Source organism: Candidatus Sulfotelmatobacter sp., assembly GCA_036500765.1.
Lineage (GTDB): Bacteria > Acidobacteriota > Terriglobia > Terriglobales > Acidobacteriaceae > Sulfotelmatobacter.
This window is the reverse complement of sequence record DASYBM010000011.1, coordinates 42,202-65,890: the sequence shown is the minus strand read 5'-3', so window position 1 is coordinate 65,890 and position 23,689 is coordinate 42,202. Positions and strand designations below refer to the sequence as shown.

The window sequence follows — 23,689 nt, the reverse complement described above, 5'->3', positions numbered from 1 at the left end:
CAACTTTTCCGACATTCGCTCCGGCCGCTCCAGTACCGAATCCATCGGAGCCCTGTGCGCCATCGGATCCTGGTTTGAGCAATCCTTTTTCCGGTAACCTGATTTCAAATAATCTGGTTCCGGGCAGTCCTGCTTCAAGCAATCTCGTTGCGAACAATCTTGTTTTAGCGCCTCCGGTTTTAGCGCCTCCGGTTTCAGTCGCCTCAACTTCGGGCGATCCTGTCGGCAGGGATGTTTTTTCCGCCGGTCTTTTTTCTGCCGATTCTTTTTCTCGCGATCTTTCTTCGGGCGGTCTTCTGCCCTCCGATCTTTTTTCTGTCCAGCTTTTTTCTTCCATTCCTTCTGCCGCCAATCTCCTTCCCGACGAACTGGTTGCGCGCCTATCTGTTTCCGCCGAAACGGAAGGTCCGGGCGCCTCTGCGGCGGGTAGTCTTCCGGCATCCAGCAACCCCGACGCCGCGGCACCGGCCATCTCCGACGTACCAGAGGCGGAATCCTCGGCGAATTTAGTTCTCGAAAACCTCGATCCCCACATTCTCCTCGCCATCCCCGCCGCTTTGCTTCCTTCGACGCTGCCGCAAACGCATACGAAACAATTATCAGTTCAACTGGCCTCTCCCGGACCATCCGACCCGAAGCAAACTCCCGTGATTAAAGAGAATCTGCCGAGCCTGGCCGGATTTACTGGGAACAATCCGTTCTCTCATTTTGGCTTTCAACCGTTCCAGAATGTGCCGCCATATCGCGAAACACTCTTTACTCCTGAAGCAGCGAACCCCATGTCGAGCTTTGCAGCCCCCGGATCCCCACTCGAGAGCGCGAATCCCGGAACTCGGAACAGCACTTACCCAGAAATGAACGACACCGCGCCGAGCGGTCTGAACCGAGCTGTCTCATCGGCCCTGGCGGCGCAGGCAGCACCCACAAGAACCACCGCCGCCTCCCAGCCGGGAACATCCGCCAGCGACACGCTAGACGCATCTGCCCAAAAAGCAAATACCGCAGTCTCAATTCTGAACGGCGAAGTGGCCCCAGCGTCGCCTCAGCCGGCGGCGATCGCTCTCGCCGGACCTGCGATGGCGAATCCACCCGGCCAGTCCCCCGCAAGTTCTGGTACGACCCACAAACCGGACAGCAGCAGTCCGGCGGCTTCGGACTTGCCCTCGAATGCAACAACTGCGGCAGACCTGCCCCCCTATGCCGGGTCCGGCCCGGTTCAGATGGCGCAGATGGTCAATAAAGCTGAGCAGTCGGAAATGCGGATTGGGCTCAACACCGCGGCCTTCGGAAATGTGGAGGTCCGCACCGTGGTTCATGCCAACGAGGTCGGAGTCCTGATCGGCAGCGAAAAAGGCGATCTGCGTTCTTTACTGGCCGCCGAACTTCCCGGCATTACTAGCACTCTGCAACAACAAAGTCTGCGGCTCAATCCGGTGAATTTTCATCAGGGATTCGCATTCTCAAATCAGATGTCATCCGGCGGAGACTCGCAGCCGCGATCGTTCGCTCGGCCCGCCGCGCCTGGGAATCCTTCGTATGGGCTTCCCATAGAAGACGCGCGCGAAATCGAACCGAGCCAAATGTCAGAAATGTCTGTGACCGGCAGTCTCAGCATTCTTGCCTAAGCGAAGGAGAAAATTGTGATTACGCCAACTTCGATGTTTCCCCGACCCGCCGCCACGACGCCAACTGCGCCCACCACGCCTGGCACCGGCGCCAATTCCGGACTCCCTACCTCGCAGGGACTGGACACGATGTTTCTCCAATTGCTGGTGGCGCAATTGCAGAATCAGGACCCCACCAGTCCGATGGACCCAAGCCAGTTCGTCGGCCAACTTGCCCAGTTCAGCGAACTCAGCGAAGTCACGCAAATCGATCAAATGATGCAACAGTATCTTGGCTCGGGTACATCAGGAACAACGACTCCCCCAACCGGGAGCACGGCGCCACCGGCGACTCCCACTTCCGCAGCGGTCCCGGCCGCGGTTTCGTCGGCCGCAGCGGCGGCTCAGGCTGCGCTACAGAACATGACATCCCCGGCTTCATTTCTAAATCGCCAGATTCAAGGAGTGTTCTAAATGCCAAATTTTTCCATTCCCCTCTCCGGCCTGACGGCGGAATCCACCGCCCTGTCGGCCATTGCCAATAACCTTTCCAACCAGAACACGACCGGCTACAAAGACACGACCGTACAGTTCAGCGACTTGTTTTATCAAAACCTGGGCACGACCGGATCGGGAGATCCCATCCAGGTGGGGGCTGGCACCCAGGTAGCGGCGATGCCTGGGTTGTTCACCCAAGGCAGCGTCGAAAGCACCGGCGTGCCGACCGATGTAGCCATTCAAGGCTCGGGCTTTTTCGTGGTCCAGAACAGCAGCGGCGCTCTCAGCTACACCCGCGCCGGCGATTTCTCGCTCGACGCCAGCAACAACCTGGTGACTTCGAGCGGACAGCAGGTATTGGGTTATCCCGCCGTGAATGGAGTCGTCAATACCGGTGCCGGGATCGGCCCCCTCCAGTTGGGCACCGGCACCATCAGTCCGCCGGCTGCCACGGCCAACGTTCAGTTGACGACCAACTTGAACGGCGCCGCCAATGTGGGCGATACCTTCTCGACGCCGGTCAACGTATATGACTCTCTCGGAGCCAGCCATACTCTTACCTTTACCTACACCAACACAGGACCGGGAACTTGGAGCTATAACATCAGCATTCCTGCAGCGGACGTAGGGCAAACCGGGAACCCGGTCGTGCTCAGCTCCGGGAACCTGACCTTCGACAGCAATGGCAACTTGACCCTGCCCGCCGCCAATGTAACGGGAATTACCGCTACCGGCTTGGCGGATGGCGCGGCGAATCTCAACTTTACCTGGGACTTATACAACGGCGGAACTCCCCTGTTAACTCAGGTCGCCGCTCCCAGCAGCACCTCCGCGATCAGTCAGGACGGGGCCAGCAGCGGTTCGCTGGTAAGTTTCAGCATTGGCCCCGATGGCACCATCAGCGGTTCATTCAGCAATGGCAAGACGGAGGCTCTGGGCGAACTGGCACTGGCAAACTTCGCCAATCCCGACGGCCTACAACTTGACGGCAGCACCGATTACAGTCCCACGCTGGCCTCCGGAGCGGCGGTGAACGGTGTGCCCGGCACCGGCGGCTTGGGAACCATTTCGGGCGGCGCTCTCGAGTTGTCGAATGTCGATATTGCCACCGAGTTCGCCAACCTGATCGTCGCGCAGCGCGGCTTTGAAGCGGATGCCAAAGCCGTGACCACCTTCGATCAGATCACTCAGGATACGATTGCGCTGAAACAATAAGTCGCCGCCTGTACCCCGAAGACTGAAAGATGAAGACTAAAAACTAAAGACTGGAAAATTAAATAAAAATTAAACAACAAAGATGAAGAAGTCCTCAGCCGCGGTTTCCGGAATTCCGTCACTCGCGGGGCCCGCGGCCATTTCTTATCGCCGACACATGAGAATCGAGAGGATTGGCGCTCATGCCTGAGCCGACGTTAGGCCCTGTTGCCATCGACACCGTCGCTGAGTTCGCGCAGATGTTGATTCCACGACGTTAGGCCGCCTGCGAACGAAAATTCACAAGCGCTCCCTTTCGTGCTCCCTTACGGACTCTCGATTGCTTTTCCAAAGTTCATGCCGGAGGGAGAAAAGAAATCTAAGAATTCACGCTCGGGCGGAAGCCGCTGGGTGGTCGCGGTTATCCCCATCGTGATCGTGGCCGGAGTCGTCATCTGGTTTTGGGGTAACCGTGGAAGCGACGCGGCAACCGGCGAAGCGTCGCGAATTCGGTCGACGCTTCATTTGGAGACGTTCGTCCTGAATCTCGCCGATCCCGACCAGCGCTCCTATCTGCGGGTCGGCATCGATCTCGGGCTGAATCAGGATGCAAAGCATGAAGCGCAAGCGCCGGTGGCTCAGGTCCGCGACGTCATCCTCAGCGTGCTCGGCCAGGCCAAGCTCAGCGATCTGATGACCGTCGAAGGCAAGAAGAAATTGAAGGAAGATCTGCTGCACGCCGTGCAGGAAAGAGTTCCGCAACTCGGAGTGGAAGAAATCTATTTCACCGAATTTCTGATCCAGCGTTGAAGTCTTGGAAACCCAGAACAACGAAACCAGGAAGGAAACCATGTCGACCGCTGCCGCCCAGGCTCTGTCCCCATCCGCACCGTCCCCGATCCGGGTGGCCGTCGCTGAAATCGATGAACTTTGCTGGCGTCCGGTGCTCGGCTTAGAGTGCCTGCTTACGGTCGATCTGCCCTTGCCCAATTTCAAGGTGGCAGATTTTCTGGCTCTGCGCGTGGACTCGGTGGTGGGGACGAACTGGCGGCTGGCGCATGACGTTCCGCTGCGGGTCAATGGAACTCTCATCGCCTGGGCGGAGTTCGAAGGCGCCGGCGGCAAATTGGCGGTGCGGCTCACGGAACTGGTATGACCAGCAAAACCATCTTGCGAGAAGTTCCCTTGCCCGAAGAAGTCGAAGAAGTAAGGAGACAACCGGGGGATCGGTGGCGGCCGCTGCGCAGTTTTTGGGCGCGCATTCTACACGTCGGGCGCCGACGGCCGCGTCGGCTGCGTCTGTGCGAAAGCCTGCCGCTCGGCGAACGTCGTTTCGTGGCGGTCGTCGAGTTCGAGCGCTTGCGCTTCCTGGTGGGAGGGACCGCGGCTTCGCTGGTACTGCTCGCGAGGCTGGGCAGCGCTGAAGACAATCATACCGCTCCCGCGAGCGCAGCCGAAATCCCCCAGGAGGAACAGCATTGAATCGGTTCCGGTTTTTCCCAAGCCGACTTCGCTTACGCCGAAGCTGGTCTCTTGCCATCGCACTGCTATGTCTGCCCACCGCCCTGGCATGGGCCGGGGCGCGACCGCAGCATGCGGCGGGGCTCAACTGGAGCGGGCCCGCGGGAGCGGGCGGGTCGGTTCCCTGGAACATCGTCGTTCTGCTGACGCTGCTGACTTTGCTGCCTGCGCTGGTGGTGGCCTTGACTCCATTTGCCCGGCTGCTCGTGGTCTTTCACTTCCTGCGCCAGGCTCTGGGCACGCAGACCGCGCCGAGCAACCAGACCCTGATTGGACTGTCGCTGGTGCTGACTTACTTTCTGATGCAGCCCGTCGGCGCGGCCATTTACCAGGAGGCGGTGGTGCCCTTCGAGCGCGGCCAGATCGATGTCTGGGCGGCCATTGAACAAGGCGCGCCTCCGCTGCGCCATTTCATGTTGAAGTACGCCCGCGAAAAAGATCTGGCGCTGTTTCTCGAACTGGCCCAGGCGCCGCGCCCGGCGCGGCCGGAAGATGTCCCCATGCGCGTCGTGGTGCCGGCTTACATTCTTTCCGAGCTAAAGACCGGCTTTCAGATTGGCGCGGCATTGTTTCTGCCCTTCCTGGTGATCGATCTGGTGGTGGCGGCGGTAACGACCTCGATCGGCATGCTGCAGTTGCCTCCGGTGGTGATTTCGACTCCGCTGAAGATCATGCTGTTCGTCATGGTCGATGGTTGGAACCTGCTGGTGGGTTCGCTGATGAAGAGTTTTGCCTGAGGCTCGCGGGGTACGGGATGTCGGATTCGTTAATTTGCGGATTCCGATCTGCGGATTTCTATGAGGAGGATGGCAATGGGTTCGGAAAGCGTAATCGCCGTAATGCGGCAGACCCTGGAGACGGCAATGTGGATGGGCGCGCCTCTGCTGCTGGTGGCGACGGCCGTGGGATTAACGATCAACGTTGTGCAGGTCCTGACCTCTCTCCAGGAGACCACGGTCTCGACCGTGCCCCGGCTGTTTGCCGTGGCCATCGCCACTATTTTTCTGATGCCGTGGATGGCGCATCGCCTTACGGCATTCACTCTGCACATGTTTTCCGATTTCCGGCCATTTTTGCAGTGAGGGGCCCGATGACTCAAAAACGGATTGTTTCCGGCTCCCAACTTCGTCAACCGAACAAAGTAAGACCAGGTCAACAGTAGGAAGACCAGGAAGGTTTATGGACGCTTTGCATCTCGATCGGTTGCTGGCCGCCGCGGTGTTCATTGGGGCGCGGGTTTCCGGGCTGATGGTGTACTGCCCGTTTCTCGGCAGCAACGCCATTCCTGTGCCGCTGAAGGCCTCGCTCACACTGCTCGTGACCGCGCTACTCTACCCGCTACACGGGCCTGTGCAGCTCGATCTGGCTTCCTGGCAGTGGGTTGGGATTGCATTGAGCGAAGTCCTGATCGGACTGGTCCTCGGCATGACTGCGAACTTCATGATGGAAGCGCCGCTGATGGCCGGCCAGATCCTCGGCGTTCAAATGGGATATTCGCTGGCCACACTCTTCGATCCGCAGACCAACGCCGACACGCCGGTGCTGGCCGAGTTCCATCGCCTGGCCGCGCTGCTGATCTTTCTCCAGTTGAATGTGCACCACTGGCTGCTGCGCGGAGTGGTGAACAGCTTCGCTTATCTCCCCGCAGGTGCCGCTCCCGCCACCTTCGCCGCGGCTACCGGCCTGCTGCATGCTGCCGCAGGAATTTTTCTGGTGGGAGTGCAGATCGCCGCGCCCGTGCTCGCCGCCACGCTGGTGGCCGATGTCGGCCTGGGATTTCTCGGGAAAGCTTCTCCGCAACTCCCGGTCCTGTTCATCGGACTGGCGGTGAAGAACCTGCTCGGCCTAACCCTGCTGATCGGCGTGATCGCCTACTGGCCGCAGAGTTTTTCCGAGCGTTTCGCCGAATCGATCGCCGCTGGAGAAAGGCTGCTGCACTTAATTCGATAAACCAGCACCACCCGCAGAAACGAAATTCATGCCCGACCAGAACAAAACCGAGAAAGCCACACCGCGGCGGCGGCAGAAAGCCCGCGAGGAAGGGCAAGTTGCCCGCAGCCGCGATCTGGTCGCAGGCCTCGGGACCATGACCGCAGTGGTGCTCCTGGCCTGGCAGCTACCCACCTTCGCCACCGACTGGCGCGGACTGCTGCGTCAGGAGTTGGACTCGGCCGCCACGCATCCCGATCAACTGCTGCCGGTCTGGCGCAACCATTTCTCGATCTTCGCCGGCGTCGCTCTGGCTGCCAGCATCAGCTGGATGATCGCAACTCTTGGGGGAGTAGCGCAGGGTGGCCTCGTATTTGCTCCGAAGGCGCTCGCTCCCAATCTCAGTCGTCTCAGTCCCGCCTCCCGTCTCGGGCAACTATTTTCCCTGAGCGCGGTCAGCCATCTTCTGAAGGCGCTGCTGCCCGCTGGTGTCATCGTCTATGTTGCCGTCAGCCTGCTGGCGCGCGATTGGACTCGCCTGCCCGCGCTTTTACATGGCAGCCCCAGCGGCCTCCTCGCTTTCACCCTGAGCCGCATGTTCGAACTAGCGTGGAAAGGCGCGCTGATTCTTCTGGTGTGGTCGGCCGCCGATTACTTTCTCGAGCGCTGGCGGCACGAGAACCAGCTCAAGATGAGCAAGCAGGAGATGCGCGACGAATTCAAAGAGACCGAAGGCAATCCGGCGGTCAAGATGCGCGTGCGACGCCTGCAGCGCCAGGCGCGCCGCCGCCGCATGCTGAAAGACGTCGAACGCGCCGCCGTGGTCATTACCAACCCCACCGAGTTCGCCATCGCGCTCGAATTCCGCATGGAGATGGAAGCTCCCGTCGTTATCGCAAAAGGACGCAACCTGCTGGCGGCACAGATTCGCGAGATCGCGCTTTGGCATGGCATTCCTCTGGTTGAAAACCCTCCGCTGGCCCACGCCCTCTACCGCGTGGTCGAAATCGGACAGGCCATTCCACCCAAGCTCTACGCCGTGGTTGCCGAGATTCTGGCGGCGATCTGGCGGGCGCAGGCGCGGGCGGCGCATGTTGCGCAAGCCGCCGGAGCGGCGGGGGGGAGGAACTAAGCGATGGCAGCCCCAACTTCCGCCGTCTCTACGCTCAAGCCCAACGCGGCTTCCGAATGGATCATGCCCATCGCCGCCGTGGGCCTGATCTTCGTGATGCTGGTTCCTCTGCCCAGTTTCCTGCTCGACATACTTCTCGCCTTGAGCATCACGGCAGCGGTGCTGGTGCTTTTGTCCGCGATCCAGATTCTGCGCCCGTCGCAGTTTTCCGTCTTCCCCAGCCTGCTTCTGCTGCTGACGCTGTTTCGCCTCTCGTTGAATCTGGCCTCCAGCCGCCGCATTCTACTGCACGGCAATGAAGGCGTGTCCGCAGCAGGTCATGTCATCGAAGCGTTTGGCTCGTTTGTAGTCGGCGGCAACTATGTCGTCGGATTCGTGATCTTCATCGCCCTGATCGCCATCCAGTACATCGTGGTGGCCCACGGCGCGGTGCGCACCGCCGAGGTCACGGCGCGCTTCACTCTCGACGCCATGCCCGGCAAACAGATGGCGATCGACGCCGACCTGAACGCCGGTCTCATCAACGAAGTGCAGGCTCGCGCCCGACGCGAGCAGGTCGCGCACGACGCCGAATTTTATGGCGCAATGGACGGCGCGGCCCGCTTCAATCAGCGCGACGCCATTGCCACCATTCTGATTACCGCCATCAACATCATTGCCGGATTTCTGATCGGCGTCTTCCAGCTGGACATCCCCTTTCGCGAGGCTCTCAAAACCTACACCGTACTCACTGTCGGCGACGGTCTGGTCACCATGATCCCCTCGCTGCTGGTTTCGATGGCTGGAGGAATGGTGGTCACCCGCGCCACCTCCGATGCCACGCTGTCGGTCGATGTCGGACGGCAAGTGCTCTCGCGCCGGCCTCTGCTGATTGCTTCCGGGGTAATGCTTTCCCTAGCGGCGATTCCCGGACTGCCTAAGTTTTCATTCTTCCTGCTGGCCGCGGGCACCGCATTTTTGGCCTGGCGCGCGCCCAAGCTCACTGCCGAGTCTCCTGCAATGGCCACTGGCGACAAAAAACTGGCCAAGGATAAAGATAAGGACAAAGATAAAGACTCGGTCGAAGATCTCCTCAAACTCGACGAACTCAGCCTCGAAGTCGGTTACAGCCTTGTCCCTCTGGTCGACGTCAACCAGGGCGGTCAGCTTCTGGCCCGAGTCAAAGCTCTGCGCCAGAATCTCGCGCAACAATTGGGATTCATCGTCCCGCCGGTGCACATCACCGACAACGTGCGCCTCAAGCCGCGCGAGTATGTGGTGTCGTTGCGCGGAGTGGAAGTCGCGCGCTGGGAGATGTTTCAGGATCACATGATGGCCATCAGCTCGGAAGGCTCTCCTCGCCCGCTGGCGGGAACTCCCACCAAAGAACCCGCCTTCGGCGTGGCCGCCGTCTGGATTCCAGCCGCGCTGCAGAATCAGGCGCTAGCTTCCGGGTATGCCGTCGTCGACCAGACTTCGGTGCTGGCCACGCATCTGGCGGAAGTAGTCAAGCAGCACGCGCACGAACTGCTGGCCCGCCAGGAGGTCAAACGTCTGCTCGACCGCCTCGCCGAAAGCCATCCCAAACTGGTCGAAGAACTCGTTCCTAAAGTCCTCAGCCTCGGCGAAGTGCAGAAAGTGTTGCAGCAACTGCTGCGCGAACAGGTATCGGTTCGCGATCTGCCGGCAATTCTCGAAACCCTGCTCGACACCGCAGCGACGACGAAGAATCCCGTAGCTCTGGTCGAATCCGTCCGCCAGGGTCTCGGCCGGGCTTTAGTCCGCCCGCTCTTATCGGACAGCGGAGGGCTGCGCGTAGTCACGCTGGATCACGCGCTCGAAGACGAATTGGGACGGGCCTTCGCCGCGCCGACATCGCCCGCCGGCTCGTCCGCACTACAACCGCCATTCGCCCGCCGCATTCTCGATGGGTTGCGGCGGCTGGCAGGAGAACAGGTCGCGGTCGCCAGCCCCGTCCTGCTCTGCTCGACCCCGGCCCGCTATCACCTGAAACGCTTGCTGGAGCCCTTTCTGCCGAAGGTAGTAGTGCTTTCGCCGCTAGAAGTTCCGCCGGTGGTCGAGGTGCAGTCGATCGGAGTTTTGCGCTGAACAGGGGAGCGTCGTGATGAGCGGGTCGAGCGGAAAGGTTGGATCAGGAAATGCTGAACCGGGAAATGCTGAACCACGAAATGCTGAACCACGAAATGTCGGCCACGAAATGTGGGATCAGGAAGTGAGAATGTCATGACCAAGAACACCGCCGCAGCCTACACCGCCTGGCAGGGCAGCGAAGAACGCGACCGCATCCTGCTGGAGCAGTTGCCGCAGGTTCGCTACCTGGCGCGCCGCATCCATGAGCGGCTGCCCCGCCACGTTCCTTTCGAAGACCTCGTGCATGCCGGCGTGGTCGGGCTGATCGATGCCTTCAACAAATTCGACCACTCCAAGCAGGTGCAGTTCGGCTCCTACGCCAAGTTCCGCATCCGCGGCGCCATCCTCGACAGCCTGCGGGAAATGGACTGGGGGCCGCGCGAGTTGCGGCGCAAGGCGCGCAAACTCGAAGAAGCGCACCGCAAGCTCAGCCTGGAGTTGAACCGCGCTCCCACCGAGAACGAAGTCGCGGCCGAGGTCGGCATGACCTTACAGGAACTCCAGCACCTGCTCGGCGAACTCGACAGCCTCGAAGTCGGCAGCCTGCGCATCGAATCGCCCTGGGACGGTAAAGAAGAAGACTTGTGCGACTACCTCCCCAGTGCGCCCGAGGACACGCCATTTTTCCGCTGCCAGCGCTCGGAGATGAAGACGCTGCTGGCCCGCGTGATCGCGGAACTGCCGGAAAAAGAGCAGCAGGTGTTGTCGCTGTATTACTTCGAAGAGCTCACCATGAAAGAAGTGGGATCGGTGCTCGGCATCGGGGAGTCTCGCGTCTCCCAGATTCATTCGCTGGCTGTGGTTCGGCTGCGTTCGCGTCTGGAAGATGTGATGACCGCCGGAGGGCGCCGGGGGCGATCGGCTTCCGCCTCGGGAGACTGATCTCCAAAATCCGATCCGGAAAAGATGAGGGCGAAATCAAATGATGGAAAAAGTTCTCAACCAGGAAGAAATCGACGCCATGGTGCGCCGGGCCCGCAGCGGCGGCGCTGCCGAAATGCTTCTGCCTTCGACGCCCCAGGTAGAGACTTGGGATATACGCCGCGCCGGGCAGATCGGACGGGAACAATTGCAGGCCATCACCACCCTGCATGAGGGTTTTGCGCGTAACCTCACCCATGCTTTGGGCGCCTATCTGCGTGTGGCCTTCAGCGCCTCGCTTGATTCCGCGGAACATCTGACCTATCGCGAATTCCTCCAGAGTATTCCGGAGATCACCTATCTGGCCTCCTGCCGGCTCGACCCCCCCGGGGTGAACGGAGCCTTGCAACTCGATTTGAAGGTCGCTTTCCCCATCATCGACCTGCTGCTGGGCGGCGAAGGCAAAGGGATGGCCGCGACCCGGGAAATCACCGAGATCGAGGAACAGGTGCTCGACAGCGTGGCCCGCATCGTCTGCCGGCAACTGGGTTTGGCCTGGCAGGCGCTGGCAGTTGAAGTGACCTTCGAGGAGCGGCTGAAAGTGGACGCCGCTGCCCGGCTGATGCCTGCGGAAGAAAAAACTCTGGCTTTGAGTTTTGAAATCACCATGCCGGACGTGCGCGGAGGTTTACGGATCGCAATGCCGGCGGTCGTGTCGAATGCCCTGTTGCGCAAGATCTCCGCGGATTGGAGCCCACGCCCCCCGCGGCGCGCCGCCGATTCCCGCCAGCGGCTGATGCGCCGTCTGCTGGATTGCCCGTTTCAAGCCGAACTGGGAGCCAAGGAGGTACGCGTCGCCGTCAGCGCGCTGGCCGAGCTCGCACCCGGCCGCCTGCTCTCGTTCGCGCGCAGCGCGGCCGAACCGGCTTCGCTGCTGATTGCCGGGCAGGAAATGTTTCGGGCCCTGCCCGCCCGCCGGGGCGCCAATCGCGCGGCCCGGGTGCTGAGCGCCGTTGAAACTACCGGGCCTCCCCCTGCGTCCGCAGAAAAGTCCGGTGCGAAGACCGGCCAGGAGAAATCCACCGGACTGAGATCGAGCGAAATGAGATCGAGCGCAGCCAAATCAACTCCGGAGAAATCGAAGTGACCGATTCCACCTCGCCTGCCCCTTCGCCGCAAGCAGCGCCCTTCCTGCAAGCCTGGACCGAAAGCGTGGCCCGGGTTCTCGGACAGATCGCCGGTTCTCCGTCTCCCTGCATTGTCGTTCGAGAAGCGCCCGCGGGCATCGCGCCGTACAGCGATGGCGATTCTTGGATTGCGGGCACTTTCACCGGAAGTTTACGCGGCGAGATGAGCCTGCGCCTTCCGCCCTCCTCGATCCTCCAACTGGCGAGGACCATCATGGGCGGGACCAGAGACTTGAGCGAAGCGGCAACGGCGGAGGCTGCAATTTCCGGCGAAGCCGCTGCTGGAATTACCGCCGGCGACCGCGAAGCCGTACTCGAACTCCTGCGTCAGGTGGCCGGGCTGGTCGCTTCCGCTCTCAAGGCCAGTTGGGGAGAAGTTCAGCTCCATCTGGAACCATCCGCCAGCGCTCCCTCCTGGCCGGCTTCATCCACGAGTTGGCTGCGCGCCGGAGGCGACCCGGCGGCGGCCCTGATCGAAGTACAACTCAGCGCCGCGCTGGTGGCGGCGTTGCGCGTGGAGAGAACGGAATCGGCAAAATCCGCCATGCTTTCTTCCGCCTCCGTTCCAGCGGCGGGGGAGCCGCGCCCGGAACCGGGGAAAGTCAAACTCGATCTTCTGATGGATGTCGAACTGGCCGTGACCCTGCGCTTCGGCAGCCGGCGTCTGCTCTTGCGCGAGGTGCTCGATCTCATTCCCGGCGCGGTCGTCGATTTGGATCGTCAGGTCCATGAGCCAGTCGATGTATTGCTCGACGGTCGCCTGCTGGCGCGCGGAGAAGTTGTTGTGGTGGATGGAAACTACGGAGTGCGCGTCACCGAAGTTGCGCCCGCCAACTCTTAACCATTTGCAACCGGCCCTCATGGCAAGCGTACGTCTTCATCTCGATCATGGTCGCTTCGGTCGTTCGATTCTCGCCTGGCGGCAATTCTGGCAGAGCCGGCAGCCGGCTTGCGGAGATCGCGATTGCCCGCATGCGCAAAAACGGTGGTGGCGGCTGCGCGGCCAGCGACGCGGAGTTGTGGTCCAGGGGATACGCTACTGTGACGACGAGTGTGTGGAACGTGCTGTGGCCGAGGCCCTCGAACGCCTCCGTTCCGCAGCTCCCCGTATCCAGGCCGCGCACCGCATTCCGCTCGGCCTGCTCCTGCTCTCCCGCGATCAACTCACGGTCGAACAGTTGCGGGCCGCGCGGCAGGCGCAACTCACGGCCGGCCACGGCAAAATCGGGCAATGGCTTCTGGCCTTCGGCTTTGTCAGCGAGTCCCAACTAACCGCCGCGCTGGCCCGGCAGTGGTCCTGCCCGGTTCTCCAAGCCAACATTCTGCCGACTGGTTTTCCGCAGAGCAATTCCTCCACTCACCGTGTCCGACCGGTTTCACAAATTCCGCTCACGCTGCTCGAGTTTTTCGTCATGATCCCGCTCGATTATGTCGAACGCACGCGAACCCTCCATGTTGCGTTTGGCGAGGGCATCGATTACAGCGCGCTGTATGCCATCGAGCAGATGCTCGACTGCCGCACCGAGTCTTGCATGGCGTCGGCCAGCTTCGTCCGCCAGACTTTACAGGCGCGTTCCCGCCATCGGAAAGAATACAGAGCCAGCGAAGTTGTCATGGATAGCGTTGCGGACGCCGGCGAGCTTTCGCGGATCGTGTGCAGCTATTCGGTCCGTCTCGACGCCTCTGAAATCCGCCTGGCGACCTGCGGCTCTCACCTTTGGGTCCGCTTCCTCTGTCCATCGTCGCCGCCTGTAAATCTGCTGCTCCGCTCGACTTCTCACGCTTCGAGCGCAGCGTCGTCAGATCGCGATTGGCAAGCCTAATGTGGTAGCAGAGCCCGCTCTCGGGGACCTACGCGCCTCACGGCGCTTCCGGAAAACGACTTTTACTCCCTCGCGCCAGCGCTCGTCAATGCCGACGAATTCCCATTCGATTTCTGGCGACAAATAGCGCAGCAGCACGTCAGTTGCCGGATGCACGTGAAGGGCTGGCGCGACCAGGTAAAGCAGAGGCCGTTCCGGCGACAACTCCCGATCAGAGAAATATCCGAAGCGGGGAAATTCTTCGCGACTGTGGTGCCAGTGAACTCTCGACCAGTAATCGAGGCCTTGCAGCGGCAGGTGAATATCTTCGTCAGCTTTGAGTTCAACGACGGCGAGGCGGCCTTCGCGGGTAACGGTCAGCACGTCGAGCATCGCGCGATCCGCGGCTGAGAATGCGGGGACCTGCGAATAGAGCGAGCCGGACTCGAGACGCCCGTCGATGACGCTGACATCGGCGACGACGAGAGATTCCAGCCAGCGTTCGGGGCGCAGGCGGAACAGAGGATGCTGGCGGGGGCCATAGGGATGGCGGGTATCGCGGACGGCGGTGAGAAGTTGCAGAAAGAAGGAAAAGTTACGATCTTCGAGAATGCACTCTTCAGCGCCGACGCCGAAAACAATTTCCTGGCGGCTCCGAAAAGTTGCGGCTTCGGCGCCGATGCGGGCGCGGGCGAACTCTAGGCCGCGCCAGCGGAAGGCAAGTTCCGCAGGCGAGAGAACTGCGATTTCGCAGTTCGGCAGGATCTCGTTGATTTTCGCGATCGAGTTGGAAAACCTTTCGAGCGCGGCGGAGCGGTCAGCCGCATGAACCAATTTCGAATGAGCCAGATGCGTGGAGACATTGCCGCGGTCTTCGCAGTCGATTTCCACGAGTGCGTCGTGACGTTCGTCCAATTCAAACAAGCTCCACTTGGCGGCGCTGCGATTGAGGTTGGCCATCCGTTCGCGGACAAGGGCGGAGCAGCCGGTGGGCACAAATAAACGCAGTCCTTCAACTAGAAATTTTCCTGCGGAGGAATTTCGGCAGGCCTCAAGCCACAGGATGGCGAACGTGAGCGATGCGTCGATCGAGGATTGAGTTTCGGATGCGTTAACGCCAAGGACGGCAAATGCGGACTGTCCCTGACGCAGAAGTCCCCGGGCATAAATGGGGCCGAAAGATTTCTCGAGATCAACGGCCGAAGTGAGCCGGACGATGGCGAAGCCGGGAAAGTGGCGTTCGAGAGCGCGGCGGAGCTTTATCTCGTACGCGGAGCGCGCGGCTTTGCGAGCCGTGGGTGAGCGGCGGTCGTGTTCGCGGCAAATTTCGAGCCTCGTCGGCCGCGCCTGCCCGAGCCGCTGTACGAACAGCTTCAATGTGCCGTTCTTTACCTCGGCATCGAGGACGCGCCGTACAGTGTTGCGCTCGGCCGACCACAGATGCAGCAGGCATTTGTCGTATTCGCCGGAAATCGAATACTTGGACTGGCTCAGGTCGAAAGATACGGCGCCGTTTTCCAGGACGACGGCTCCTGAGGCATCGGCTAGAAAGTCCTGGAGGGTATTGGTGAGGGCGTCGGGGGTCACGTGGGAATTGTCCACATTGAGCTGGGTGCAGTCTGTGACGAGTGACCATCGTTATCGCACCGGGCTGTGGAAAGGGCAGTCCGGGCGGGTTAGCGTGGGGTGGGGTGTGGGATAATGTGGAAACGGTCAGGAATGTTCTGAGAATATTTGTGTCCGGAGGGTTAAGCTCGTAGGTTTCATGGGCGCTAATGGCGCGTCTTAAAGCCGCGCGCCCTTTGAAAGTTTTCGGGCGCCCCACGGGACCAACTAGTCCTAGACCGACTAGTCCCACACCGGCAGCGAACAGATCTGACAATGGAACAGCCCGGCTTTGGAGTCGCGGCTGAACTTGGGGGCATCTAAATCAACGTGGACCAACAAATTTCCGATAAGCAGGTTCTTAACCGACAGCGGTTTTTCTTCGAACATTACGGATTGACCGAGCATGATCTGGAGCGCTATCTTGCCGCCGCGCTGTCGGCGGGAGGCGATTATGCCGACCTGTACTTCGAGTATCTTTCGTCGACTTCACTGATGGTGGATGAGTCGATGGTGAAGTCGGCGTCGCAGGGGATATCGGCGGGATGCGGAGTGCGGGTCGTCTCCGGCGAACGGACGGGGTATGCCTATACCGACGATCTTTCTTCCGAGCGCATTCTGCACGCGGCGCGCACGGCGGCACTGATTGCCAGCGCTCCGGCGAAGGCCACGGTCGCGGGTTTTCAGAAGGCGGCGGCGCGCAGCCTGTATCCGGTGACGTTGCCGTCGGTGGATGCGGACATCAGCGCGAAGGTTGAATTGGCGATGCGCGCCGATAAGGCCGCACGTGCGTATGATCCACGCATTCAGGAAGTGCGGGCGAGCTATGCGGATGAGTTGCGCAACATTCTGGTGGTCGGTTCCGACGGAACGTTTGCCGAAGATTCGCAGCCGCTGGCGCGCATGAACGTATCGTGCATCGCGAAAACGGAAGGCAACTCTGCGCGCGGTAGTTCGGGCGGCGGCGGGCGCGTCGCGCTTGACTTTTTCTTCGGCGAGAAGACGCCGGAATTTTTCGCGAGGGAATCGGCGCGGCAGGCAATTCTGCAACTCGACGCGCGCGAAGCTCCGGCGGGCGAGATGGAAGTTGTGCTCGGTCCGGGATGGCCGGGAGTTTTGCTGCACGAAGCTGTAGGGCACGGGCTGGAAGCGGATTTCAACCGCAAGAAAACTTCGGCCTTCGCCGGTCTAGTGGGCAAGCGCGTGGCCAGCGAAAAGTGCACTGTGGTCGATAACGGCACTATGCCATGGCGGCGCGGGTCTTTGAACGTCGATGACGAAGGCGAACCTACGCAGGAGACCGTGCTCATCGAGAACGGAATTCTCAAAGGATATTTGAGCGACAAACTTTCGTCGCGACTGATGGGCATCTCCGACACGGGAAACGGACGGCGCGAGAGCTATGAGCACATTCCCATGCCGCGCATGACCAACACTTACATGCTGGCTGGCCAGGACGATCCGGGAGACATTATTCGCTCGGTGAAGCGCGGAATTTATGCGGTGAACTTTGGCGGCGGGCAGGTGGACATCACCAACGGAAAATTTGTCTTCTCGGCGTCGGAAGCGTACATGATCGAGGATGGCCAAGTCACCGCGCCGATCAAGGGTGCGACGCTGATCGGCAATGGTCCCGATGTGCTGACGCGCGTTTCAATGGTCGGAAACGATTTGAAACTTGACGAGGGCGTGGGCACCTGCGGCAAGGATGGGCAGGCCGTGCCCGTGGGCGTGGGCATTCCTACACTGAAGATTGACCGCATGACCGTCGGCGGGACCGCGCGGAAAGACCCCGGTGGCTTCATGCAGTAGAATCTTGGCCACGGATCTGCACGGATTTTCACGGATACCACAGACATTTTGTCATTCCGAGCGGAGCGAGGAATCTGCTTTTGCGCTTGCGAGAAATAGGAGCCATGCCGTCAACTGAAGTCCAAACGCGAAATCCGAAAATCGAAACCGACTTGCGCAACATCGCGCAGGATATTGTGGCGCGCGCTATGGCAGGCGGCGCCAGCGCCGCTGAATGCGTCGTCCGCGAGGGCGATGAATTTTCCACGCTTGTGCGCCTTGGTCAAGTCGAGACTCTGAAGGAGTCGGGCTCGAAGTCGATCGGCGTGCGTGTGTTTTTTGGGCAGCGCGCGGCCAGCACTTATTCAAGCGATTTTTCTAGCGCCGGGCTTGACCGCATGGTCGCGTCGGCTTTGGCCCTGGCGAAGATCACCTCGGAAGATCCATTCGGCGGAATTCCGGATGCCTCGCAACTCGGTTCGATCACCGGCGATCTCGATCTTTATCATGAAGACGTTTATTCCCTGCCCGGTGCGGATCGCATCGACTACGCGCGGCGTGCGGAAAAAGCGGCGCTCGATTTGGATTCGCGAATCAAGAATTCTGAAGGCGGATCGTTCGACGCGGCCACGGGCCACAAAGTTCTGGCGAACTCGCATGGGTTTGTGGGCGAGTATCGGCGGTCGTATTGTTCGGTGGCGGCGATTCCGATTGCGCAGAGCGACGACGGCGCCATGCAGCGCGATTACTGGTACTCGGTGGCTCGGACTTTGTCGAAACTCGACGCGCCCGAAAAAGTCGGCAAGATCGCCGCCGAGCGCACCCTGCGGCGGTTGGGCGCGCGCAAGGCCAAGACGGCGCAGGTGCCGATTATTTTCGATCCCATGGTTTCGACCTCGATCCTCGAACATATTTTCGAAGGGGTGAATGGGGATTCGGTCTATCGCGGCGCGTCTTTTCTGGCAGGCAAGCTGGGACAGAAAATTGCGGGGGACAACGTCAACATCATCGACGATGGCACGATCCGCGGCGGTTTTGGCACGAGCCCGTTCGATGGCGAGGGCGTGCCCACGCGGCGCACGGTCGTGATCGAGAACGGCGTGCTCAAGTCTTACTTACTCAATACCTACACCGCCAAGAAGCTGGGCTTGCAGACTACGGGGAACGCGGCCCGTGGGCTGGCGGGGACTCCGGGGATTGGGCCGGGGAATTATTTTCTGCAGGCGGGTGCGCGGTCGGCGAAGGAATTGATCGCGGACGTGAAGGAAGGCCTCTACGTCACGGAATTTCTCGGCCAGGGCGTGAACCTGGTGACTGGCGACTATTCGCGAGGCGCTTCGGGCATGTGGATTTCTGGCGGAGAGTTCGCGTATCCGGTGGAAGAGATCACGGTGGCGGGGAATTTGAAAGAGTTGTTTTTCAATATTTCAGAGATCGCGAATGATCTGGAGTTTCGCGGGTCAGTGGCCGCGCCGACGATTCGCGTGGACGGATTGACGGTGGGCGGGGAGTAGGGAAAGCAGGGCGGCTTTACTAACAACAGTTATCATGTCAGACCAAGATGACCGACAACTGGAAGCCGTACCTGTGCAATGTAAATGACAAGCTGGCGTCCATCCTTGTAAATCTCGGACTTCGGGATTCGGTTCCAATCACATCCAAGCCTTGGCTTCTCTGGGTGTGGGTGTATTTTCAATCGCCCCGAGCCGATGGCTTATCCGATGGAAAGGAAGCTCCCGTGCTGTACAAAATCGAAGACGCACTAACTCCCTCGATTGCCCGTGTGTGTCAGGCGATTCTCTGCGGAAGGATAACTACTGAAGGCCGGCGCGAGTTCTACTTCTACGGGGAAACTAGAAACGGATTTCGCAAAGCCGTCAAAGACGCGCTAACAGGATTTGAAGGGTATAAGTTCAGCTTGGGCGAGCAGGAAGACTCCTCCTGGCGTCAATACCTCGACGTTTTATATCCGTCACCGGAGGGCTTAGAACGTATCGCCAACATGGACTTATTGGATGAGTTGGTCAAGAGGGGTGATGTTTTGACGGTACCCAGAGAGGTCCAGCATTGGATGTCATTTCGCTCGGAGCAGTCTCGCGCTTTATTTCGTGAAGCTGCAGCCGGGGCTGGTTACAGCATTGTGGGGGAGAGTCTCTCCGAGGGAGAATTTCCTTTTGGGGTATCCGTCACCCGAACGCAGTCCATTCAGCAGAAATTGATCGATCAAACTGTCATTGAACTACTGAAATTGTGCCGTAACTTTGATGGCGACTACGAGGGATGGGAGACGCAAGTTGTCACTCAGTGATAGTCATCCGAGGGTCGGCGCTGTGTCGAGAGGTCGCACCATGAAATTCGCCAAAATAGTTTTCTATATTGCTGGCATTTGGGGCGTGCTGATTCTCACTCCTCTCTACTTCATGTTTGATGTGATTGGGCGGCAGGATCCTCCGGCGATCACGCATCCGGGATTTTATTATGGATTTGTCAGCGTGGGGCTGGCGTGGCAGGTGGCGTTTTTCGTGATTGCGCGCGATCCGGTGCGCTTGCGGATGATGATGATTCCCGCGATGCTCGAGAAGTTCGGGTATGCGGCTACCTTCCTCGTGCTTTATTTGCAGCAGCGGATTCATGCGTCGGATTTGGTGTTGGGCGGAGTCGATCTGGTGTTCGGCGTGCTGTTTCTGCTTGCGTTCTTCCGAACTTCCGCTTAAACATTCTTCAGTCACTTCGAGTGCTCTTCCCGGCATAAAGCAGGTTTCTCGACTTCACAACATGGCGCGTTTTTACGCGCCAAGTTGCTCCGCTCGAAATGACAAAGGTAAGGGAGATTCTGTGAATCGAAGATCGTTTTTGAGGTGGGCCAATCTGGCGGGGCTGGCGGCGGGAATACCTGCGTCTGCGCTGGCGGTCGTTTCTGGTGCCGAGAAGGCCGAGAAAAAAGCTCCTTCAGCAACGCACGCCGATTCGCCCGAGCACATTTTGCTGAAGGACTACCGGCCGCAGTCGATCTACAAGATTCCGGTTACCGAGATCGCCAAGGCGAAATTCCCGATCATCGATATGCACTCGCATCCGTACGCGAAGACTGCGCGGGAGATCGATGACTGGGTGCGGAACATGGACGAAGTTGGAGTCGAGAAGACGATCATCCTCACCATGGCGACGGGCGCGGCGTTTGACGAGATTTACCGGCAGTATGCGAAGCATCCGGAGCGGTTTGAAATGTGGTGCGGGTTGGATTTCAGCGGATATGACAAGGCGGGTTTCGGGCCTACGGCTATTAAAGAGTTAGAGCGCTGCCGGCGGGCCGGAGCGCGCGGCGTGGGGGAAATCCACGACAAGGGGAAGGGGCTGCGCTCAGGAAAGTCGAACGCTCCGCGGATGCATCCCGATGACGCACGCATGGATTTGTTGTGGGACAAGTGCGGCGAGTTGGGCATGCCGGTCAGTTTGCATGTGGCCGATCCGATCTGGATGTACCAGAAAATGGATCGGCATAACGACGGCCTGATGAACGCTTACGAATGGCGATTGGACAATCAACCGGGGATTGTCGGGCTGTCTGGGATGGTCGACATCCTTGAGCGAACGGCGGCGCGGCATCGCAACACAACTTTTATCGCATGCCACTTTGCGAATCTGGACTATGATCTGGCGCGGCTGGGGCAGGTGCTGGAACGAAACCCGAATCTGTATGCTGACATTTCTGCGCGGTATGCAGAGACTGGGCCTATTCCGCGCTTTGCGGCGCAATTTTATATGAAGTATTCCGACCGGCTTTTGTACGGAACCGACATGGGCTTCGATAAGGCGATGTACCGGGTTACGTTTCGAATTCTGGAGTCGACGGATGAGCATTTTTATGAGGTCGATCAGTTTTCTTATCACTGGGCATTGAATGGGTTTGGGTTGAGTGAGGCGGTTCTTCAGAATGTGTATCACGAGAATGCGTCGAAGTTGCTGGCTGGGAAGGCGCCAGGGTAGAGGGTTTGGCTCGCTGTCGTGGCCAGGGCGAGTCGAGCTACGCTCGACCAAACAGCCGGGGGCGGCTGTCCCCACACGATCATCGTCTCCTGCATAACCAGGGATAAATCGACAATCGAAAAGCAACGGCCTACAATTTCCGCCATGGGCAGCTTGGGACAGCCAACTCCGGTCGCTGAGGAACGCGACTCCAGCCGTTTGATTATTGCGATAGCGATGGTCGCGGTGATTGGGGGCGCGCTGACAGTTGCCTTTCTGCTGCGCGAGCCGCCGAAGGCCGCGAAGCAGGCCTCGCCTTATATCGCGAACCTGAAGCTTTCCGATTTCAAGATGAGCGCGGCGGAGAATTTCATTGGCGCGACGGTCAGCTACATCGACGGCACCATTACTAACGCCGGCGACAAGACGGTGACGCATGTCGTGGTGGAAGTGACATTCAAAGATTCGCTGGGACAGTTGGCCCAGCGCGAAGAGGTGCCGCTGAGGGTGGTTCGGACCAATGGCGCTTATCTTGAGCCGGTGGATCTGAATGTCTTGCCGCTGGGGCCGGGGCAGGCGCTTCCGTTTCGGCTAACGTTCGACAGCATTTCCGCGCAGTGGAACCACGAGTATCCGGAGATTCGGGTTACGGATGTGGCAGTGAAATAGCGACGCTGGATGACCTTGATCGCAATTCAAACAATCTGCGATCTCAAATCTGCAGTCTGAAATCTGCAATCCCGCTACAATGACCTCGTGGCGGAAACCAAACCATTTCGGTTGACGGAGTCGGTGAAAGCGGCGGGTTGAGCGTCCAAGCTGAGTCCGGCGGCGCTGGACACGGTGCTTGGGAAATTAGCCCGGCAACACGACCCCAACGTTCTGGTCGGCTTCGATCATGCCGACGATGCCGGAGTGTATCTGATCGGGCCCGAGCAAGCGCTGGTGCAGACGGTCGATTTTTTTACCCCGATTGTCGACGATCCTTACACGTTCGGGCAGATTGCGGCGACGAATGCGTTGAGCGATGTTTACGCCATGGGCGGCAAGCCGCTCACCTCGCTGGCGCTGGTATGTTTTCCGGAGAAAGCTGATCTGGAAATTCTGGAGCGCATTCTGGCTGGCGGCTTGTCGAAGATGATCGAAGCGGGATGCACGGTCATCGGCGGGCACAGCATTCGCGACGAAGAAACAAAATTTGGATATTCCGTCACCGGGATGGTGCATCCGAAAAAAATTCTAGCCAATGGCGGGGCCAAGCCCGGGGACGCGCTGCTGTTTACCAAGGCGATCGGCACGGGCGTGATCTCGACTGCGATCAAAAAAGGCGAAGCGGAACCAGCGTGGATTGATGCCGCGGTGCGCTCGATGACTACGCTGAACAAGCGGGCGGCCGAGGTGGTTGCGGGCGGAGATTTTCGCGTTCATGCGATGACCGACGTGACTGGATTCGGATTGATTGGTCACGCGCGCGAAATGGTGTTGGCGTCGGATGTGTCGTTCCGTATCTATGCGGGACGGGTTCCGCTGCTGGCGGGGGCGTTGGAATGCGTACGAGCGGGATACATTCCGGTGGGACTGCGGAACAATCGCGAGTTCGCGGAATGCCTGGTGAAGTATGACGATGAAGTGCCCGAAGATGTCCGGGCATTGCTGTTTGATCCGCAGACCGCGGGAGGTTTGTTGATATCAACGCCAGACTCGGCGGTAATGACGCGCGCGCTCAATGACGCCGGGGTTTCGGTTACCGAGATCGGAGAAGCCAAGATCGGAGAAGCCAAGATCGGAGAAGCCGCGCGCACGAAGCCTTTGATCCGAGTCGGCCGCTGAGATTTATGCTAATGGTTGGCGTTGAGCAGTTCCCACACCCGGGCCAGATGATGATCGTCGTGTTCGGCGACGAAATACAAATGATCGACCAGTCGCATCGGCGTCTTCAGCCGCGGATGCGGGATGGCGCGGGCCAGTAAGGATGTATCCATGGCGGAGACTCGATTCAACAGTTTCTCCCTCGCGTTTCGGAAGTCGGTGAGAGTCTGCTCCAGAGGGCGATCATTATGGTTCGCCTCGTCGGTCTTGCGATTTCTCAAGTCTGCAAGCGTGAGTTGATCGCTGGCAGCGACATAATCGCCGACTCGCGCCAGCCACAGCGACTCCAGGTCAACCAAATGCCCAGCATGTTCCTGGGCGGACCATTTTCCCTCCATCTTCGCGATCAGGATGTCGTGCGATTGGCCGCGGAGGGTTTCGTCGAGTCGGGCCGGAGTGCCGCGCAGGCGCGCGAGCACATTCGGATGTAGTTCTGCCGGGAACGAGAAGTCGAATTTGCGGTCAAACCAAGGGGGCACGTGGCTCATACATCAGGAAGTGATGCGGGGGCGCCGAACGGGACTCATGAAATCCGCCATCGCGGGAAAGGGCGGGGGCATTCGCCTTGACATCTAATCGAATATTCTGTATATTCAGTTG

24 protein-coding genes are annotated in these 23,689 nt (G+C 59.7%); 21 read left to right on the top strand and 3 right to left on the bottom strand.

Going from position 1 to position 23,689, the window contains the following annotated elements; genetic code table 11:
- Positions 1 to 74: 74 nt before the first annotated feature.
- The 5 genes from VGM18_13820 to VGM18_13800 all read left to right on the top strand — a co-directional run bounded on the left by VGM18_13820 (position 75) and on the right by VGM18_13800 (position 4,452).
- Positions 75 to 1,625 (top strand): flagellar hook-length control protein FliK, encoded by a 1,551-nt coding sequence (locus tag VGM18_13820; GenBank protein ID HEY3974080.1) that lies wholly within the window; start codon positions 75 to 77, stop codon positions 1,623 to 1,625.
- Between the two features lie 15 nt (positions 1,626 to 1,640).
- Entirely contained in the window at positions 1,641 to 2,078 is a 438-nt protein-coding gene (locus VGM18_13815) for a flagellar hook capping FlgD N-terminal domain-containing protein (protein HEY3974079.1), read from the top strand.
- Positions 2,079 to 3,317: a flagellar hook protein FlgE gene (locus VGM18_13810; GenBank protein ID HEY3974078.1), complete on the top strand. Its 1,239-nt coding sequence runs from the start codon at positions 2,079 to 2,081 to the stop codon at positions 3,315 to 3,317.
- Between the two features lie 297 nt (positions 3,318 to 3,614).
- Positions 3,615 to 4,106 carry a flagellar basal body-associated FliL family protein gene (locus tag VGM18_13805; protein HEY3974077.1) on the top strand — a complete coding sequence of 164 codons (492 nt, stop codon included), beginning with the start codon at positions 3,615 to 3,617 and terminating at the stop codon, positions 4,104 to 4,106.
- A 40-nt stretch (positions 4,107 to 4,146) separates the two neighbouring features.
- Positions 4,147 to 4,452 carry a FliM/FliN family flagellar motor C-terminal domain-containing protein gene (locus VGM18_13800; GenBank protein HEY3974076.1) on the top strand — a complete coding sequence of 102 codons (306 nt, stop codon included), beginning with the start codon at positions 4,147 to 4,149 and terminating at the stop codon, positions 4,450 to 4,452.
- Between the two features lie 107 nt (positions 4,453 to 4,559).
- Here the strand turns inward: VGM18_13800 and VGM18_13795 are convergent, their stop codons facing one another.
- A complete protein-coding gene (locus tag VGM18_13795; protein HEY3974075.1) occupies positions 4,560 to 4,730 on the bottom strand; it encodes a hypothetical protein in 171 nt (56 codons plus the stop codon).
- 44 nt (positions 4,731 to 4,774) lie between these two features.
- On the opposite strand from VGM18_13795, the gene fliP reads away from it, so the two are divergent.
- The 9 genes from fliP (at position 4,775) to VGM18_13750 (ending at position 13,879) form a co-directional block, all read left to right on the top strand.
- Entirely contained in the window at positions 4,775 to 5,554 is a 780-nt protein-coding gene (gene fliP, locus VGM18_13790) for a flagellar type III secretion system pore protein FliP (GenBank protein ID HEY3974074.1), read from the top strand.
- Positions 5,555 to 5,629: 75 nt separating this feature from the next.
- Positions 5,630 to 5,899: a flagellar biosynthetic protein FliQ gene (locus tag VGM18_13785; GenBank protein ID HEY3974073.1), complete on the top strand. Its 270-nt coding sequence runs from the start codon at positions 5,630 to 5,632 to the stop codon at positions 5,897 to 5,899.
- A gap of 97 nt (positions 5,900 to 5,996) precedes the next feature.
- On the top strand, positions 5,997 to 6,767 hold the full coding sequence (gene fliR, locus VGM18_13780) for a flagellar biosynthetic protein FliR (protein HEY3974072.1): 771 nt from the start codon (positions 5,997 to 5,999) through the stop codon (positions 6,765 to 6,767).
- A 28-nt stretch (positions 6,768 to 6,795) separates the two neighbouring features.
- A complete protein-coding gene (locus VGM18_13775) occupies positions 6,796 to 7,878 on the top strand; it encodes an EscU/YscU/HrcU family type III secretion system export apparatus switch protein (protein ID HEY3974071.1) in 1,083 nt (360 codons plus the stop codon).
- Positions 7,879 to 7,881: 3 nt separating this feature from the next.
- Entirely contained in the window at positions 7,882 to 9,966 is a 2,085-nt protein-coding gene (flhA, locus tag VGM18_13770) for a flagellar biosynthesis protein FlhA (protein HEY3974070.1), read from the top strand.
- A gap of 135 nt (positions 9,967 to 10,101) precedes the next feature.
- Complete coding sequence (locus VGM18_13765) at positions 10,102 to 10,890, top strand: FliA/WhiG family RNA polymerase sigma factor (GenBank protein ID HEY3974069.1); 789 nt, start codon at positions 10,102 to 10,104, stop codon at positions 10,888 to 10,890.
- A gap of 40 nt (positions 10,891 to 10,930) precedes the next feature.
- Positions 10,931 to 12,016 carry a FliM/FliN family flagellar motor switch protein gene (locus VGM18_13760; protein HEY3974068.1) on the top strand — a complete coding sequence of 362 codons (1,086 nt, stop codon included), beginning with the start codon at positions 10,931 to 10,933 and terminating at the stop codon, positions 12,014 to 12,016.
- On the top strand, positions 12,013 to 12,897 hold the full coding sequence (fliN, locus tag VGM18_13755) for a flagellar motor switch protein FliN (protein ID HEY3974067.1): 885 nt from the start codon (positions 12,013 to 12,015) through the stop codon (positions 12,895 to 12,897). The genes VGM18_13760 and fliN overlap by 4 nt, the downstream gene beginning before the upstream one ends.
- A gap of 19 nt (positions 12,898 to 12,916) precedes the next feature.
- Positions 12,917 to 13,879, top strand: coding sequence for a hypothetical protein (locus VGM18_13750; protein HEY3974066.1), 963 nt, complete (start codon positions 12,917 to 12,919; stop codon positions 13,877 to 13,879).
- Here the strand turns inward: VGM18_13750 and VGM18_13745 are convergent.
- Positions 13,856 to 15,445 (bottom strand): hypothetical protein, encoded by a 1,590-nt coding sequence (locus VGM18_13745; GenBank protein HEY3974065.1) that lies wholly within the window; start codon positions 15,443 to 15,445, stop codon positions 13,856 to 13,858. The genes VGM18_13750 and VGM18_13745 overlap by 24 nt on opposite strands.
- Positions 15,446 to 15,793: 348 nt before the next feature.
- On the opposite strand from VGM18_13745, the gene tldD reads away from it, so the two are divergent.
- From tldD to selD, 7 genes are all read left to right on the top strand, one after another.
- On the top strand, positions 15,794 to 17,275 hold the full coding sequence (tldD, locus tag VGM18_13740; protein ID HEY3974064.1) for a metalloprotease TldD: 1,482 nt from the start codon (positions 15,794 to 15,796) through the stop codon (positions 17,273 to 17,275).
- Between the two features lie 104 nt (positions 17,276 to 17,379).
- On the top strand, positions 17,380 to 18,768 hold the full coding sequence (locus VGM18_13735) for a metallopeptidase TldD-related protein (protein ID HEY3974063.1): 1,389 nt from the start codon (positions 17,380 to 17,382) through the stop codon (positions 18,766 to 18,768).
- A gap of 47 nt (positions 18,769 to 18,815) precedes the next feature.
- A complete protein-coding gene (locus VGM18_13730; GenBank protein ID HEY3974062.1) occupies positions 18,816 to 19,562 on the top strand; it encodes a DUF695 domain-containing protein in 747 nt (248 codons plus the stop codon).
- A gap of 40 nt (positions 19,563 to 19,602) precedes the next feature.
- On the top strand, positions 19,603 to 19,968 hold the full coding sequence (locus VGM18_13725) for a hypothetical protein (protein ID HEY3974061.1): 366 nt from the start codon (positions 19,603 to 19,605) through the stop codon (positions 19,966 to 19,968).
- Positions 19,969 to 20,089: 121 nt separating this feature from the next.
- Entirely contained in the window at positions 20,090 to 21,241 is a 1,152-nt protein-coding gene (locus VGM18_13720) for an amidohydrolase family protein (GenBank protein ID HEY3974060.1), read from the top strand.
- A 144-nt stretch (positions 21,242 to 21,385) separates the two neighbouring features.
- Positions 21,386 to 21,889 (top strand): hypothetical protein, encoded by a 504-nt coding sequence (locus VGM18_13715; protein ID HEY3974059.1) that lies wholly within the window; start codon positions 21,386 to 21,388, stop codon positions 21,887 to 21,889.
- Positions 21,890 to 21,976: 87 nt separating this feature from the next.
- On the top strand, positions 21,977 to 23,050 hold the full coding sequence (gene selD, locus VGM18_13710) for a selenide, water dikinase SelD (protein HEY3974058.1): 1,074 nt from the start codon (positions 21,977 to 21,979) through the stop codon (positions 23,048 to 23,050).
- 8 nt (positions 23,051 to 23,058) lie between these two features.
- Here the strand turns inward: selD and VGM18_13705 are convergent, their stop codons facing one another.
- Positions 23,059 to 23,577: a DinB family protein gene (locus VGM18_13705; protein HEY3974057.1), complete on the bottom strand. Its 519-nt coding sequence runs from the start codon at positions 23,575 to 23,577 to the stop codon at positions 23,059 to 23,061.
- Positions 23,578 to 23,689: the final 112 nt, after the last annotated feature.

Bases quoted from the DNA above. Each gene is read 5' to 3' on its own strand.
- VGM18_13750 (HEY3974066.1), top strand. From the start codon at position 12,917: ATGGCAAGCGTACGTCTTCATCTCGATCATGGTCGCTTCGGTCGTTCG.
- VGM18_13735 (HEY3974063.1), top strand. From the start codon at position 17,380: ATGCCGTCAACTGAAGTCCAAACGCGAAATCCGAAAATCGAAACCGAC.
- VGM18_13725 (HEY3974061.1), top strand. From the start codon at position 19,603: ATGAAATTCGCCAAAATAGTTTTCTATATTGCTGGCATTTGGGGCGTG.
- VGM18_13785 (HEY3974073.1), top strand. From the start codon at position 5,630: ATGGGTTCGGAAAGCGTAATCGCCGTAATGCGGCAGACCCTGGAGACG.
- VGM18_13810 (HEY3974078.1), top strand. From the start codon at position 2,079: ATGCCAAATTTTTCCATTCCCCTCTCCGGCCTGACGGCGGAATCCACC.
- flhA (HEY3974070.1), top strand. From the start codon at position 7,882: ATGGCAGCCCCAACTTCCGCCGTCTCTACGCTCAAGCCCAACGCGGCT.
- VGM18_13800 (HEY3974076.1), top strand. From the start codon at position 4,147: ATGTCGACCGCTGCCGCCCAGGCTCTGTCCCCATCCGCACCGTCCCCG.
- VGM18_13705 (HEY3974057.1), bottom strand. From the start codon at position 23,577: ATGAGCCACGTGCCCCCTTGGTTTGACCGCAAATTCGACTTCTCGTTC.
- VGM18_13715 (HEY3974059.1), top strand. From the start codon at position 21,386: ATGGGCAGCTTGGGACAGCCAACTCCGGTCGCTGAGGAACGCGACTCC.
- VGM18_13795 (HEY3974075.1), bottom strand. From the start codon at position 4,730: ATGATTGTCTTCAGCGCTGCCCAGCCTCGCGAGCAGTACCAGCGAAGC.
- VGM18_13760 (HEY3974068.1), top strand. From the start codon at position 10,931: ATGATGGAAAAAGTTCTCAACCAGGAAGAAATCGACGCCATGGTGCGC.
- VGM18_13775 (HEY3974071.1), top strand. From the start codon at position 6,796: ATGCCCGACCAGAACAAAACCGAGAAAGCCACACCGCGGCGGCGGCAG.
- VGM18_13730 (HEY3974062.1), top strand. From the start codon at position 18,816: ATGACCGACAACTGGAAGCCGTACCTGTGCAATGTAAATGACAAGCTG.
- VGM18_13765 (HEY3974069.1), top strand. From the start codon at position 10,102: ATGACCAAGAACACCGCCGCAGCCTACACCGCCTGGCAGGGCAGCGAA.
- fliR (HEY3974072.1), top strand. From the start codon at position 5,997: ATGGACGCTTTGCATCTCGATCGGTTGCTGGCCGCCGCGGTGTTCATT.